The 15,894-nt window shown below is 31.9% G+C and carries 11 protein-coding genes; 10 read left to right on the top strand and 1 reads right to left on the bottom strand.

Going from position 1 to position 15,894, the window contains the following annotated elements:
- Positions 1-190: 190 nt before the first annotated feature.
- From JHL18_RS11655 to JHL18_RS11610, 10 genes are all read left to right on the top strand, one after another.
- The gene (locus tag JHL18_RS11655; RefSeq protein WP_200269323.1) at positions 191-502 is read left to right on the top strand and encodes a PTS sugar transporter subunit IIB; all 312 of its coding nucleotides are present in this window, start codon (positions 191-193) and stop codon (positions 500-502) included.
- Positions 503-522: 20 nt separating this feature from the next.
- Positions 523-834 carry a PTS sugar transporter subunit IIA gene (locus tag JHL18_RS11650; protein ID WP_200269321.1) on the top strand — a complete coding sequence of 104 codons (312 nt, stop codon included), beginning with the start codon at positions 523-525 and terminating at the stop codon, positions 832-834.
- A gap of 60 nt (positions 835-894) precedes the next feature.
- Positions 895-1,992, top strand: a complete 1,098-nt coding sequence (locus tag JHL18_RS11645; RefSeq protein WP_200269319.1) for a DUF871 domain-containing protein — start codon at positions 895-897, stop codon at positions 1,990-1,992.
- 53 nt (positions 1,993-2,045) lie between these two features.
- A complete protein-coding gene (locus tag JHL18_RS11640; RefSeq protein WP_200269317.1) occupies positions 2,046-3,329 on the top strand; it encodes a PTS sugar transporter subunit IIC in 1,284 nt (427 codons plus the stop codon).
- Positions 3,330-3,611: 282 nt separating this feature from the next.
- Positions 3,612-6,362: a sigma-54-dependent transcriptional regulator gene (locus JHL18_RS11635; RefSeq protein WP_200269315.1), complete on the top strand. Its 2,751-nt coding sequence runs from the start codon at positions 3,612-3,614 to the stop codon at positions 6,360-6,362.
- Positions 6,363-6,597: 235 nt separating this feature from the next.
- Positions 6,598-7,884 carry a hypothetical protein gene (locus JHL18_RS11630; RefSeq protein ID WP_200269313.1) on the top strand — a complete coding sequence of 429 codons (1,287 nt, stop codon included), beginning with the start codon at positions 6,598-6,600 and terminating at the stop codon, positions 7,882-7,884.
- Between the two features lie 163 nt (positions 7,885-8,047).
- A complete protein-coding gene (locus JHL18_RS11625) occupies positions 8,048-9,772 on the top strand; it encodes a sigma 54-interacting transcriptional regulator (RefSeq protein ID WP_200269311.1) in 1,725 nt (574 codons plus the stop codon).
- Between the two features lie 379 nt (positions 9,773-10,151).
- A complete protein-coding gene (locus JHL18_RS11620; RefSeq protein ID WP_200269309.1) occupies positions 10,152-11,696 on the top strand; it encodes an acyl CoA:acetate/3-ketoacid CoA transferase in 1,545 nt (514 codons plus the stop codon).
- A gap of 75 nt (positions 11,697-11,771) precedes the next feature.
- Positions 11,772-13,166 carry a GntP family permease gene (locus JHL18_RS11615; RefSeq protein WP_200269307.1) on the top strand — a complete coding sequence of 465 codons (1,395 nt, stop codon included), beginning with the start codon at positions 11,772-11,774 and terminating at the stop codon, positions 13,164-13,166.
- A 57-nt stretch (positions 13,167-13,223) separates the two neighbouring features.
- The gene (locus tag JHL18_RS11610) at positions 13,224-13,640 is read left to right on the top strand and encodes a MaoC family dehydratase (RefSeq protein ID WP_200269305.1); all 417 of its coding nucleotides are present in this window, start codon (positions 13,224-13,226) and stop codon (positions 13,638-13,640) included.
- Between the two features lie 121 nt (positions 13,641-13,761).
- On the opposite strand, the gene JHL18_RS11605 is transcribed toward JHL18_RS11610, so the two are convergent.
- Positions 13,762-15,504, bottom strand: a complete 1,743-nt coding sequence (locus JHL18_RS11605) for a 1-deoxy-D-xylulose-5-phosphate synthase (RefSeq protein WP_200269303.1) — start codon at positions 15,502-15,504, stop codon at positions 13,762-13,764.
- Positions 15,505-15,894 lie beyond the last annotated feature (390 nt).

Below are 15,894 nucleotides of genomic sequence, written 5' to 3'. Positions count from 1 at the left end.
TAAACAATTTCTACACACTCTTTTTTGTCTTTTACACTGTGTGAAGAAACCGCTAAGTTAGATATAAAGCCATTTTATGCTTTGAAATTAGTATTTTAAGAGTTGGCATGATAATTGCTCTATATAAGTTGTGTGAGAAAAGTTAAATAATAAATATAAGTGAATTAATTATTTTGAGGAGGAATTAGAAATGAAAAAGATATTATTAGTTTGTTCTGCAGGAATGTCTACTAGTTTATTAGTTGAAAAAATGCAGGAGGCAGCGATAAAAAAAGGTGTTGAATGTAGTATAGAAGCTACAGGAGAATCAGATGTAAAAAATTACATAAATGATGCAGATGTAGTATTATTAGGTCCACAAGTTAGATTTTTATTGTCACAACTGAAAGAAAATTTAGCTGGGTCAAATATACCTGTAGAAATAATAAAAACAGTTGATTATGGAACAATGAATGGTGAAAAAGTTTTACAAAGAGCTTTAGAACTTATAGAAAATAAGTAGTTTGAATGGAGTTAAATATAATGGAAGAAATAATAATGAATCTTATAATACACAGTGGAGAAGTTAGAAGCTATTCAATGGAAGCAATCCATTGTGCTAAAAACGAAGATATAGAAGAAGCAAGAAAATTAATAGGAAAAGCTGAAGTGGAATTATCAAAAGCACATAATATACAAACATCTTTAATCCAAAAGGAAGCTGGTGGAGAAGGGCCAGAGGTTTCATTGCTCATGGTACATGCTCAAGATCATTTTATGACAAGTATGACATTAAAAACTCTTGCTATAGAAATAATAGATATACATGAAAAATTTCATAATAGTTTGAAATAAATTTATTATGAAAAACAAAGTATATAAATAAATTTAATGAGGAAGGGAAGTTATGAGTATATGAATAAATGGGGAATATCAGTATATCTAAATCATCCCGATATAAATGAAATCGTTGACTATATTCATTTAGCAGGAAAATATGGATTTAAAAGAATATTTACATGTTTAATTTCTATAGCAGATAAGAGTATTGAGGATGTAATGGAAGAATTTAAAATTATTCTTAATGCTGCAAAAGAAGAAGAAATGGAAGTAATTGCAGATATAGAGCCAGCAATATTTAATAAATTTAATGCATCTATAAGTGATTTGAGAGTATTCAAGGATATGGGTTTATATGGAATACGACTTGATTTAGGTTTTGGTGGTCGTGAAGAGGCTATGATGACTTATAATCAATATGGTTTAAAAATTGAATTAAATATGTGTAATGACAATATGTATATTGATAATGTCGTATCTAATAAACCGAATATTAAGAATCTATATGGATGTCACAATTTTTATCCACACAAATATACTGGAAATTCACTGGAACATTTTATAAAATGTTCAGAACAATTTAAAAAATATGGAATAAATACAGCGGCATTTATAAATTCTCCAAGTGCTAAATATGGGCCTTGGCCAGTATCAGAAGGTTTATGTACATTAGAGATGCATAGAGATCTTCCTATAGATGTACAAGCAAAACATTTTTTAGCCACAGGTTTAATTGATGATATAATAATTGCCAATTCATTTGCATCAGAGGATGAATTTAAAGCCTTAAGTAAGTTAAATAAAGAAAGATTAATATTTAATGTTAATTTTGAGAATAGTGCTACAGACTTAGATAAAAAGATTGTTCTTGAAGAATTACACGTTAATAGAGGAGATCTTTCAGAGTATATGTTAAGGTCTTCAGAAAGTAGAGTGAAATACAAAGGTGAGAGCTTTCCACCAGTTAATACTCCAGATATCAAAAGAGGAGATATATTAATAGATTCAGATTTATATACAAAATATGCAGGAGAACTTCAGGTGGCTTTAAAAGATATGAAGAACTCTGGTAAAACCAATGTTGTGGGTAAGATAGTAGATGATGAGTTGTTTTTGTTAGATTATATAGGACCGTGGACAAGCTTTGGTTTTAACGTAAAAGAAAAAGCGTAGCATATGGCTGTTGCAATTAAAATAATTTTTAATAAATAAGGGGGAAAATGACTATGAACAAATTTTTTGAATGGATGGAGGAACACTTTGTTCCAATTGCATCCAAGATTGGAGCTCAAAGACACCTAAGAGCAATTCGTGATGGTTTTGCCACAATTATGCCTGTAATTATGGCCGGAGCGTTTGCTGTATTATTTAATAATTTAGGTATTCCAGGATATCAAGATTTTATGAATTGGTTACTACCAACTGGCTGGACAGCCTGGGGTGAGGCTATTTATAATGGTTCATTTGGAGTTATGTCAATTTTAATAGTATTTACCATATCATATCATTTGGCAAAAGGACACAATAAAGATGGAATAGCAGCTGCAGTAGTAGTAACAGCATCATCATTACTACTGTATACAATTAAAGATGGAGCATTTTCAACAGCATTCTTTGGAACAAAGGGATTATTCATTGCTATGATAGTAGCATTAGTAGGAACTGAAATATTTGTTAAGTTAAGTGGAAATCCTAGACTAATTATAAAGATGCCTAATGGAGTGCCACCTGCTGTTGCTAAATCATTTGCAGCGTTAATTCCGTCAATCATAGTACTAGCATTAGCTGCGAGCGTTAAGGAATTATTTATATTAGTAGGTGTAAACAATATTCATGAATCACTATATTTCACATTGCAAAGGCCTTTAACAGCCATAATAGGTAGTTTAGGAGGCGTTTTAGTAATAATTTTCATAACACAACTTTTATGGTTCTTTGGTCTACATGGCGGAAATATAGTAGCCCCAGTTAGTAATGCAATACTGCTTCCAATGATTTTAGCCAATACAGAAGCATTTCAAGCAGGACTTAAGCCAGAAAATATATTAAGCAGTCAGTTTTTGGAATCATATGTATATATGGGGGGAGCCGGAGCAACAATTGCATTAATCATTGCTATATTTATAATTGGAAAGAAGAGAGCAGGAACACAACAAACTTTAATAGCTAATTTAGGAATTGGTCCTGGTTTATTTAATATAAATGAGCCAGTAATATTTGGTATGCCAATGGTTTTAAATCCGATATATGTAATACCATCATTATTAGCACCAATGTTATCATGTATCATAGCATACACTTTGACCGCTATAGGATTTGCACCAGTAGCTCATATTATGGTAGCATGGACAACTCCACCAATACTTGGAGCAGCGCTATCAACAAATTCAATTACGGGGGCAATTACAGCTATTATTTGCTTAGTTGTAGATATATTAATATATATTCCTTTTGTATATATGGCAGGTAAACAAGAACTTAAGGCAGAAGAAATTGCACAAAATGTATAGAGTTAGTAAAAGTTTTTGTATGAACTAAAAAATAATATACTTATCTTCAAGGTTGGAAGTAGAATAAGAACTTTCAACCTTTATATAATTATTTAATGTTATTGTTTAATATATATAGATTAAGAAATTAGTGTTTGTATATTTCAAATTAATTATTTTTAAAATATAAATTTAAATTTGTGCAGTAAAGTTTATTAATAATTAGTATGCAAAATTTTCTTGATAATTAATCTTTCGGTAGTATAATAAGTATTGTTTATTAACAAGGGAGGAGAGGCCTTTATGGAGGGATTAAAAAGGGAGGAAGAAGTCTTAATATACCTAATTAAACTAGAAAAAATTAATCAAAGAGGCATAACGGCTGCTGAATTGAGTTCATATATGGGATTGGACCGCACAAATACAAGTAGATATTTAAATAAATTATATAAGGAAAAGCGGATAAATAAAAATGAAGGTAGGCCTGTTAGATATAGTAGCATTAAAGAGTCAGATGAAGCTAGAAGTTCAATTGAAAATGAATTGGAGCAGATAGTAAAGAATAAAGATAGTCTAGAACAACTTATAGGATCAGAGCAGTCACTTAAGTTACCAATACAGCAGGCAAAGGCTGCAATTTTATATCCACCTAGAGGATTACATACTCTTATATTAGGAGAAACTGGTGTTGGAAAATCATTGTTTGCGGAAGCTATGTATTGTTTTGCTAAAGAATCAAAAATGATAGCTAATGATGCACCTTTTATTAGGTTTAACTGTGCAGATTATGCAGACAACCCACAATTAGTTGCAGCTCAAATCTTCGGAGTAAAAAAAGAGGCATTTACTGGAGCCAATAATGATAAAGAAGGGTTATTAAAGAAAGCAGATGGAGGAGTATTTTTTTTAGATGAAATACATAGATTATCGCCACAAGGGCAAGAAATGCTATTTACTTTTATCGATAAAGGATATTTTAGAGCCTTAGGAGATACTGAGAAGAAGATAAAAGCAGATGTACAAATTATAGCTGCAACAACTGAACAACCTGAATCCTCTTTGTTGAAAACATTTACTAGAAGAATTCCTATGATAATAGTCTTACCACCATTAAGAGAAAGAAAATTAGAAGAAAGATATTACCTTTTAAATGATTTTATAATAGCTGAATCACTTAGGATTGGGGAGAGTATATATGTAAGTAAAAAAGTAATTATTACTCTTTTACTATATGATTGTCCTAATAATATAGGGCAATTTAAAAGTGATGTTCAGCTTGCTTGTGCAAAGGCATTTTTAAATTTTAAAATAAATAAAAATACACATATTTTAGTAGAACAAACTGACTTACAACCTAGAATTCAAAAAGGAATATTGAAGTATCAGGAATATAGAAAGGAAATAGATGCTTTGTTAAAAAGCATGAATGATATTTTAAGATTTTCAAACGACGATAGCATGCTAAAAAATTTTGAATTAGAAGTTAGTCAGAATGAAAGTTTTGAGAGTGAGAGTTTTTATTCCATTATAGAAAAGAAAATGGAAGACTTAAGGAAACAAGAGCTGGAAGACGGTAGGATTAGCGATATTTTAAATATTGATTTAGAAAAATATTTTAAAAAATATATAAGCGCTATAAATTCAAATTATAAAAAGGATGAAATCTCTAAGATTGTAGACATTAATGTTGCAAATGTAGTTGAAGAAATGTTAACAGTAGCATCAAAAAAGTTAAACAGAGAATTTAATCAAAAGGTTTTTTTTGGTTTATCACTTCACTTGCAAGGGAGTATTAAAAGAATTCTCTCAGGGAAAAGAATATACCATCCTAAACTTAATGTTGTTAGAGTAGAGTATAGAGAAGAATTCAGTGTAGCAATGGAGATAGTTAAAATAATAGAAAAAGAGTTTTGTCTAGATGTTCCACTAGATGAAATAGGTTATATAAGCATGTTTTTATCGGAATATAATGAAGAAAGTGATGAACAATTAGAAGAAAAAGTTGGAATACTAGTTATGACGCATGGGACAAGTACAGCTAGTAGCATGGCGGAAACGGCGAATTATTTGATAGGTGAAGAATATATACAAGCATTGGACATGCCTCTTACAATGAAATCAGAGCATATGTTAGAAAAAGCTAAGGAAAAAATAATGACAATGAGTAGTAAAAAAGGTGTTTTGCTATTAGTTGATATGGGATCTTTGGTTAACTTTGGAGATATAATTAGTGGTGAGTTAGGAATAGAAATTAAAACATGTGATATGGTAACAACTCTAACTGTCATAGAAGCTGGAAGTAAGGCATTAAATGGGCGAGGTTTGAATGAAATATATAATTTGTGTAAAGATATAGGAAAGTCATCAATACAGATTGAGAAAGAAGATTATAAACACAATAAAGAACTAACTATAATTACTACATGTTTTACAGGTGAAGGTGCTGCAGAAAGAATAAAAGAAAGAATAAGTAAAAATTTAGGTAATATAGAAAAAGTAAATATTGTGCCGCTCAATATTTTAGATAGAGAAGATTTTCTGAAAAAGGTTAGCAAATTAAAAGAAAATTTCATAGTAGTAGCTATAGTAGGGACAGTAAATATAGCAATTGATGGAATAACATTTATACCAGCACAAGATGTGTTTATGGATAAAGGAATAAATTATTTAGAAAAATTAATTGAAGTTGAAAACGATTTTTTGAAAGTACGCAAAGCGTTAAGTAAGGAAATTAGAGAATTGAATTCCGTAAAGTTATTCTTGGAGATTAGAGATACAATAAGACAAATAGAAAAAAAGTTAAAAATAAGAATTCAACATGATGCACAAATAGGAATTTTGATTCATGTCAGTTTTCTAGTTGATAAATTAAAACATGGTGGACAGGAAGTCAGCTTTAAAAATTTAGAAGAATATAGACAGCGTTACAGAAAAGAATTTGTTTTAATTAAAAAAATTCTGAAGAGTCTAGAAGTAATATACGAAGTAAATATTGGAGATAATGAAGTAGCATATGTAGTAAGGATGGTTAAAGAAAATATAGTTACTGTGTAAAAAAATTACAGAGTGTGCAATTATGTTTTGCACACTCTGTCATTTTTTTACACTCTACAAATAAGCTTGTAATTTAGTAATAAAGCCAATCTGCGTCAAAAAGAAATATATTACAAATTGGCATGCAAATTGCTCTACATATTTAAGTAGAAAGAAAGTTTGATGTTGCGGAAGCTGCTTATAAAGCTAAAAATAAAAAGTATTTTGCAACATAAATTTAGGAGGGAATTTTATTATGAGGAAAAACAAGCTTAAAAAATTTTTCGCAATTGGGTTGGCTTTTACATGCTGTATAGTTACTTCTATTCAAACTAATAAGAAGGTAGCATTTTCAGCAGAACAAAATCAAATGAGTTGGATGTTAAATCAACTTACCACAGATACTAATGGTGGTGCTAAATTAATGAAAGCTTATGGTCCAGAATCAGAGTATTGTTCTGAAAATGCATATCCATATGACCAGGCGACTGCAATTATTGCCTTTACTAGTAGGGGATATAATAGTCAGGCAAAAGCTATTCAAACTGATTTGAAAAACATACAAAATAGTGATGGATCATGGTATTTTTCCTATAATGCATCAAATACAGCTAATATATATGCTGATAAAAAATTGGGAGCACAAGCTTCATGGGTTGTTTTGGGACAAACTTATTATGCAAATAAAACAGGAGATACTCAATATCTTGATTCAGCTGTAAAAGCTATGGACTTTGTTATTACTCTTCAAGATGCTGCAGACGGTGGTATAAAAGGTGGTGTTGGTATAAATTGGAAGTCTGTTGAGCATAATCTAGATGCCTATGCAGCTTTTACACACCTATCAGCAGTATTAAATAAATATAATTTGAACACTAGTAAAATAGCTAAATATAGCAATGCTGCTAACCAAATTAGAAATTTTTTAGAAACCAAGTGTTGGGATAATACTGCGGGGAGATTTTATAGAGGATTAAATGATCCTTATACTATTTTTGATGTAAATTCTTGGGGCATATTAGCACTAGGAACAAAAAGCATTGATGGTACAAAAGATTTTACAAGAGGGTTAGATTGGCAAGAAACTTATTGTAAAAAAACAGACACTAGTATCCGTACAAATAAAAGCGTTACAGGTTTTGATTTTAATTTTGATAAAAACTCAGATTATGATGGAAATAAGGCATTTACCGCAGGTGGAGTTCATACAGGTGATGGAACAGATACAGTATGGTCAGAAGGAACATTGGGCAATGTTATTGCAAATTATGCCTCAGGTAGAACTAGTAAAGGAGATTATTATTTAAACCAAGTAAAGAACATGATTCTTCCTAGTGGAGGTGTAGCGTATACTACTAGTAAAGGAAGTAGTGCTGAATATGCACCTGATAATGATGGTGATGGTAAAGATGATACTGAACTAGCTGAAATAACTGGTACAAGTACTTGCGCAACAGCTTGGTATATTTGTGCGCAAGATAAAGTGAACCCATTTAATACATTCCCAGTTAAACTTTCTAACGGGATATATTTAAATAACTAAATAGAGATGCTTTTTAAATTACATTTAGCCGTCTTTTTTATAATACAATCTCGTCATGAACTTTGTATTGCTAGATATTTTTACCTTAAAAAATTGTAATTTTAAATCCTGTAAGCTATACTATTTAAAAGCATAAAGTTTACAAGAAAGAAGGTACTAGTGAATGGTAAAGGGATTATTATCTTTGAACTATTTTAATGAATTGAAGACGATATTAGATAACATATTTAATGAAATAATTATAGTTGATAATAGTAATAAAATATTCTTTATCAATGAATCAGCTAGTATTCTCTTTGATTTAGATTGCAAAAGTAGTTTAGGTAAAGATATTAATAAATTAATACAGGGTTCAGAACTTTCTTATTTCATATCAACTAAAAAAGAAGAAATTAAAAAGCCTATAGTAGTTAATGAATTAAGTTTAATATTAAATGTTATACCACTATCTAATGGTGAAAGTTTAGAAGGATCAATACTGGTTTTCAATAATATAACAAATTATAAGGAGCTTCTTCATAAGCTTGATGAAGAGAAAAACAGCAGTGAAATATTAAATACTGTAATTGAGACTGCTTACGATGGTATGGTGATTATAGATAAGAATGGAATAATCACTATGATGAGTAAGGCATATAAGGACTTCTTAGGAATAAAAAGTGAAGATGTAATAGGCAGACATGTAACTGAAGTTATAGAAAATACAAGAATGCCAATAGTACTTGAAACCGGTAAAGAAGAAGTTGCACAGCTTCATAAGATTAAAGGAAATTATATGATAGCCTCAAGAATACCTATAATAAAGAATGGAGAGGTTATTGGAGTTGTAGGTAAAGTATTATTTAGAAATGTAAAAGAACTAAATAGTCTTTATAAAAAGATAAGTGCTATAGAAAAAGAATTAGCCAATTATAAATCAAGGTTTAAGGAATTTAATACAGCGAGTTACTCACTTGAAAACATTATAGGGGAAAGTGAGGCTATTTGTTCAGCTAAAGCTATAGTGAAAAAAGCTGCTCATACTAATTCTAATGTACTTATTTTAGGGGAAAGCGGCACTGGTAAGGAAATCTTTGCACATGCTATACATTCAGAGAGTAATCGTTATGAGGGACCTTTTGTTAAGGTTAACTGCGCAGCGATTCCAAGTGATTTGCTTGAGTCAGAATTATTTGGCTATGAAGCAGGAGCTTTTACAGGTGCAAGGAAAGAAGGAAAGATCGGAAAGTTTGAAATCGCAAATGAAGGTACAATATTCTTAGATGAAATTGGAGATATGCCCCTTCATATGCAGGTAAAACTTTTAAGAGTAATTCAAGAAAGAGAAGTTGAAAAGATTGGTGGAGTTGCAACCAGGAAGATTAACATAAGAATAATTGCTGCTACAAACAGGAATCTTGAAAGATTAGTTTCAGAGGGGAAGTTTCGTGAAGATCTCTATTATAGGCTCAATGTTGTAACGATAGAAATTCCGCCCTTACGAGAACGTGGTAATGATATTATACTTATCTCTAATCATCTTATTAGAAAACTTTCAGTAAGCTTGGATAAGAAGGTTAATGGAATGACAAAAGAGGCTGAACAATATCTTAAAACCTATGAATGGAAAGGTAATGTTAGAGAACTAGAAAATATATTAGAGAGGGCAATTAATATTATGGGAGATAGTGATGTAATTGACGTTGATGATCTGCCGAAAGAAATTACAGGGAAAAAAGCTTCAATAACTCCTAAAAAGCTTCAGGACATCTTAGAAGAAAGTGAAAAAAATGCTATTATACTTGCTCTTAGAGCAGCAGATGGAAATAAGACAAAAGCAGCAAAAATTTTAGATATAGGTCGTACTAGCTTGTACGAAAAAATAGAAAAATATAAAATACAGAAGTAGTTGTACGGAGATTCGTACAACTACTTTTTTTACTTATTATAATTGTACGGAATAGCGCACAGTGTGTAAATGTTTACGTAAATTAATGTACGGAAATGTGAACATAAATTTTGTATTTTATAAGATTTGTATACCTTTAAAGCAGTTGAACCCCACTATTTACGTTTTTTTAATCTCTAAAGTCTTGGCATGGATGTTGCTTATATAAATAAGTGAAAGCGAACTTATTAATAAATATTACAAATTTAATTTATGGAGTATATGAATGTACCACTTCATAATAAAATTTATATTTTCAAATTCTCATCTCAGAACCTAGAGGAGTTTTGAAAATAGTTTTCGGATTGAAGTGGTGCATCTATAAAAAGGAGGAGAAAATATGAGCAAGGTAATGTCGGCAGAACAAGCAATCTCCTTAATAAAAAATGGAGACACAGTGGCAGTAGGCGGCTTCATAGGTATTGGACACCCTGAGGGAATTACAAAGAAGCTTAAAGAGATTTATCTAGAGAAAGGTGCTCCAAATAGCTTAACTCTTGTTTATGCAGCAGGCCAAGGAGATGGAAAGGAAAAAGGCTTAAATCATTTAGGACAAGAAGGTCTTCTTTCTAAAGTAATAGGAGGACATTGGGGGCTCGCTCCTAAGGTTCAGGAACTGGCAATTAAGAATAAGATAAAAGCTTATAACCTTCCTCAAGGAGTAATATCAAGTCTTTACAGAGATATTGCAGCAGGAAAGCCAGGAACAATTACTCATGTTGGCTTAAAAACTTTTGTAGATCCAAGGGTTGAAGGCGGAAAATTAAATGATTTTACTACTGAAGATATTGTAAAGGTTATTGAGATTGACGATAAAGAGTATCTTTACTATAAGGCTTTTCCTATAAATGTAGCGATAATTAGGGCTACCTATGCAGATGAAGAAGGGAACGCAAGTCTTCAAAAGGAAGCTGCGACGCTTGATGGGCTTTCAATGGCTCAGGCAGCAAAGAATTCTGGCGGAAAGGTTATTCTTCAGGTTGAAAAAATAGTATCAAAAGGTAATTTAGACCCAAGACTTGTAAAGATTCCAGGAATACTTGTAGATGCTGTGGTTGTAGCTAGTGCAGAAGATCACATGCAGACCTTTGCAGAAGTCTTTAATCCAGCTTTCTGCGGAGAAATAAAAATGCCAGCGAGTTCTATTAAAAGCCTTCCAATGGACGAAAGAAAAATAATAGCTAGACGTTGTGCCATGGAACTTGTGCCAAATGCAATCGCAAATTTAGGAATCGGAATGCCAGAGGGTATTTCTATGGTGGCAAATGAAGAAAATATTAGCAGTGCCTTGAGACTTACAATTGAGTCTGGTCCAATTGGAGGAATACCAGCTGGTGGACTGAGCTTTGGAGCAGCGATTAATCCAGATAGCATAATAGATCAATCTTCTCAGTTTGACTTTTATGATGGTGGAGGTTTAGATGTAGCATTCTTAGGGCTAGCTCAATGCGATGAAAAAGGAAACATAAATGTGAGTAAATTTGGACCTAAGATAGCTGGTTGTGGCGGTTTTATAAATATAACTCAAAATTCTAAAAAGGTTGTTTTCTGTGGTACCTTTACTGCAGGTGGACTTAAGATTAATATTTCTGATGGTAAGCTAATCATTGATAAAGAAGGTAAATCAAAGAAATTTATCAAAGATGTTGAGCAAATCACTTTCAGTGGAGATTATGCAAGAGAAGTGAAGCAATCAGTTCTTTATATAACTGAAAGAGCAGTTTTTAGATTGACAAGTGCTGGAGTTGAGTTAGAAGAAATAGCTCCAGGAGTGAATTTAGAAAAAGATATTCTAGATCAAATGGATTTTAGACCAATAATATCAAAGGATTTAAAGCTCATGGATGAAAGAATCTTTAAAGATGAACTTATGAATATCAAATAATCTATCAATATAGAAAATAATTAATGTTAGAAAAAATGGTTAGTAAAAAATAATAAATAAATGGAGGTTTTATATATGGCGGTTATAGGTATTTTATTAAGCTTGGTATTGTTAATGATTATGGCTTATAGAGGATTCTCAGTTATTGTGTTTGCACCTATATTTGCAATTGCGGCAGCTATATTTTCTGGAATGGCAGTAATGCCAACCTACACGGAAATATTTCTACCTAACTTAGGCAATTACGTAAAGGTTTACTTTCCGTTCTTCTTATTAGGTGCAGTATTTGGAAAAGTTATGGAGCAATCTGGTGCAGCAAAATCTATCGCTAAATTTATAGTTGGAAAATTAGGTAAAAAGCGTGCTATGTTATCCGTAATCTTATCAGCAGCCATTTTAACTTATGGTGGTGTAAGTCTTTTCGTTGTTGCATTTGCAGTGTACCCATTTGCAGCATCAATATTTAAAGAAGCAGATATTCCAAAAAGACTTGTTCCTGCTACTATCGCAGTTGGTGCCTTCACATTTACTATGGATGCACTTCCAGGAACCCCTCAAATTCAAAACTCTATACCAATGAAGTTTTTTAACACAGATCTTTACGCTGCTCCTATATTTGGAACCTTAGGTGCGATCATGGTTTTAGTTTGCGGTGTATCTTATCTTGAGTGGCGTAAACGTAAGGCTCAAGCAAACGGAGAAGGCTATGGAGACAATCATAAGAATGAACCAGTGCTAGTTGAAGATGGAAGTTTACCAAATCCACTTATAGCAGCACTACCATTAATATCTGTACTTGGAGTGACTTTAGCTCTGCAAAAATTAGTATTTCCTAAATGGGATATAGTTTCTTGGGTTACTAAAGCTCCTTATAATATCCCACAGGCCAGTGTTGTAGGTTCAATGAATAACTGGGCTTTAATGATTGCACTTGTTTTTGGTATTCTACTTGCAGTTTGTATTAATCCAAAGCGTATGAAAGGAAATTTAGCTTCAGCAATTAATGCTGGTGCAGTTGGATCACTACTAGCTGTTATGAATACAGCATCAGAAGTTGGTTTTGGTAATGTTATAAAAACTTTACCAGGATTTCAATCTATAGCTCATGCTTTAACAAACATTAATCCAAATGGTAGTCCGTTGCTTTCAGAAGCAGTAACAGTAAACGTACTTTCAGGAGTTACAGGTTCTGCATCAGGTGGAATGAGTATAGCGCTTGATACTTTCGGTAAGCAATATTTAAGTTGGGCAAATAGTGCTGGGGTAGATCCACAATTACTTCATCGTGTTGCTGCTATGGCTTCAGGTGGAATGGATACATTACCTCACAATGGGGCTGTTATAACTCTACTTGGAATTGCAGGCTTAACTCATAAACAATCATATAAAGATATTTTTGTGATCACTTGTATTAAGACAGGAACTGTATTTGTATTAATAGCCTTACAAAGCATACTACATTTTATTTAATAAGTATCTGATGTATTGCTAATGAATAGAAAGGCATTATATAAGGAGGAATTGAAAATGAAGGGCTTAACTATAAAAGAAATAAATATCGGTGATAAATCAGCTTTTCAAAAGACCATTACAGAAACTGATGTTTACTTATATGCTGGTATAACAGGAGATTTAAACCCAGCGCATATAAATCAAGTTGAGGCAGAAAAAACAATGTTTCAAGGCAGAATAGCTCATGGCATGTTAACGGCTGGTTTAGTATCAGCGGTACTTGGTATGCAATTGCCAGGACCAGGTTCAATATATCTTGGACAAGAACTCAAATTTGTTGCTCCAGTGAGAATAGGAGATACAATTAAAGCTGAAGTTGAGGTTATAGAGAAGGTTGAAGAGAAGAATAGAATAAAATTAAGTACTATATGTACAAATCAAGATGGTGTTGAAGTACTGATAGGTGTTGCAACTATAATGCCGCCAAAATAAGGACAAGTTTAAAAAAGCAGTGTGAATCTTAAACAGATAAGATTCACACTGCTTTTTTATTAATGAAAAAATAAAACTATATTTGTGCTATAGCGCAAATAAAGAAAAAGCTATCTTAAATTTATTTCAATATATCAGCAACAATCTGCTCAGCAGTCAAATGATATCTTTGATATAATTCATTCATAGGTACACCATCTGTAAATTCTTTATGAGCACCATAATTGAAAACTCTCATCTTTGTAGGACCAAAGAATCTAGATATCTTTTCTCCAAAGCCTCCATTTAATAGACCATCTTCAAGAGTGATTACTGTATCATGGTTTTCAAGCAAGGAAGTAAGCATAGCTTCATCGACTCCAGTAATAAATCTTGGGTTGATTAACGTTGGAGTTATTCCTTGTTTTTGTAGTTCTTCAGAGACTTCTTCAGCTAGATTAAAGAAGTTTCCAAGACCTATAATTGCAACCTTTTCTCCCTCTGTAACTTTCTCAAACTTATTTAATTCATATTTTAGAGAAAGTTTATTCTTTAGTTCTTTAATTGGAGAAGAGGATATTCTTATTGCAACAGGAAAATCCTTTTGTTCCATTGCCCAGTCTATCATCGAGGTTACTTCTTCTTTATTAGCAGGTGCTAAATATACTAAGTTAGGGATATTACTCATCATTGGTATATCAAATATACCTAGGTGAGTTGCATCGCTACCAGAGATTCCTGCATTTTCAACCATGATTATAGCAGGATTATTGTTTATACATAAGTCCTGTGATATTTGATCATAAGTTCTTTGTATGAAAGTACTTGGGAAGAAAGCAAAAGGCTTCATTCCTTGTGAAGCTAGACCTGAAGCGAAGGCAATAGCATGTTCCTCTGCTATTCCAACGTCAAAATATCTGTCAGGATGATTTTCTCTAAATTCTACTAGATCAAGAGCACCAGGAACAGCTGCGTTTATTACAACAATTCGATCATCCTTTTGAAGTTTTTCAGTAATATGATTTATAGTAATTCTTTTATAGTTTTCACCAGCATTTTGAACGAAAGTTTTTCCGCTTTCAATATCAAATGGCATAGACCAATGGAATCTTTCTTTATTTTCTTCTGCATGAGAGTATCCATTACCTTTAACTGTGTGGATATGAACGACTATAGGTTCATTTAGATCTTTGATCTTTTGTAATTCTTCTATTAAAACATCAACATTATTTCCTTCTTCGATATAAACATATTTAAAGCCTAAAGCCTTGAATATATTAAGTTCAGCCTCTCCCTTTGTCTTTCTAAGCAGAGCAAGATTGCCGTATATTCCGCCGTGATTTTCAGCTATGGACATCTCATTATCATTAATTATAGTAATGAAGTTAGACTTAAATTCAGCTACATTATCAAGTCCCTCAAAAGCTTCACCGCCACTTAAAGAACCATCACCTATTATTGCAACTATATTTTCCTTTGTTCCTTTAAAGTCTCTAGCTTTTGCAAGACCTGAAGCTAAACTTACAGAAGTTGAAGTATGACCTATAGTGAAGAAATCATGTTCACTCTCCTTAGGAGAAGTAAAACCAGTTACAGTTTTATATTTATCTTCAAAAAGAAAAGCATCTTTTCTTCCTGTCAAAATCTTGTGAGCATAAGACTGATGACTTACATCCCATACAAATTTATCTATAGGGGAATTGAATACGTAATGTAAAGCCACCGTAAGTTCAACAATTCCTAAATTTGGACCAAGATGTCCACCTGTCTTACTAACTTTAGTCAATATAGCATTTCTTACTTCGGAGCATAAAGTATTAAGCTCCTCAGTAGTCAATCTTTTTATATCAGCTACCTTTGATATTTTATCTAATATATTTGCCATGTTTTTACCCTCTTTCGTATTAGCTAAATTAAATTTTATTCAAGAAGATATGAATAAATATCATATTTATACTAGCACTTAGAGTTAACTATAAGTCAAGAAATTTTTACTTGACCAATTTTAAAAATAAAAAACTCTTCATTTAAAGCTAGGTTTAGGTATAAGGATAAAAGCATAGCACTTCTGTTGAGTAATTAAAAAGATATAAAAGGTGAAACATAGAGTGGAAGTAGTGTGTATTTTATAGGGGATATAAATGAATATCTTAGAAGAAATAAAAGTATCTCTACTTTAATTATACCATATAAAGAATTTCAAATATAGACTGTTTGTTCTAGGGGGCTAGTGCTATAATTCAATAACATGTTATGAGATTTGTTAGGGCAGTGT

Origin of the sequence: Clostridium yunnanense (assembly GCF_016595795.1) — a bacterium.
Taxonomy (GTDB): domain Bacteria; phylum Bacillota; class Clostridia; order Clostridiales; family Clostridiaceae; genus Clostridium_AR; species Clostridium_AR yunnanense.
Note: the sequence above shows the minus strand (reverse complement) of the source record. Positions and strands in the feature narration are given on the sequence as shown.

Excerpts from the sequence above, each read along its gene's own strand:
- JHL18_RS11655 (WP_200269323.1), top strand. The coding sequence starts at position 191 with ATGAAAAAGATATTATTAGTTTGTTCTGCAGGAATGTCTACTAGTTTA.
- JHL18_RS11650 (WP_200269321.1), top strand. The coding sequence starts at position 523 with ATGGAAGAAATAATAATGAATCTTATAATACACAGTGGAGAAGTTAGA.
- JHL18_RS11645 (WP_200269319.1), top strand. The coding sequence starts at position 895 with ATGAATAAATGGGGAATATCAGTATATCTAAATCATCCCGATATAAAT.
- JHL18_RS11640 (WP_200269317.1), top strand. The coding sequence starts at position 2,046 with ATGAACAAATTTTTTGAATGGATGGAGGAACACTTTGTTCCAATTGCA.
- JHL18_RS11635 (WP_200269315.1), top strand. The coding sequence starts at position 3,612 with ATGGAGGGATTAAAAAGGGAGGAAGAAGTCTTAATATACCTAATTAAA.
- JHL18_RS11630 (WP_200269313.1), top strand. The coding sequence starts at position 6,598 with ATGAGGAAAAACAAGCTTAAAAAATTTTTCGCAATTGGGTTGGCTTTT.
- JHL18_RS11625 (WP_200269311.1), top strand. The coding sequence starts at position 8,048 with ATGGTAAAGGGATTATTATCTTTGAACTATTTTAATGAATTGAAGACG.
- JHL18_RS11620 (WP_200269309.1), top strand. The coding sequence starts at position 10,152 with ATGAGCAAGGTAATGTCGGCAGAACAAGCAATCTCCTTAATAAAAAAT.
- JHL18_RS11615 (WP_200269307.1), top strand. The coding sequence starts at position 11,772 with ATGGCGGTTATAGGTATTTTATTAAGCTTGGTATTGTTAATGATTATG.
- JHL18_RS11610 (WP_200269305.1), top strand. The coding sequence starts at position 13,224 with ATGAAGGGCTTAACTATAAAAGAAATAAATATCGGTGATAAATCAGCT.
- JHL18_RS11605 (WP_200269303.1), bottom strand. The coding sequence starts at position 15,504 with ATGGCAAATATATTAGATAAAATATCAAAGGTAGCTGATATAAAAAGA.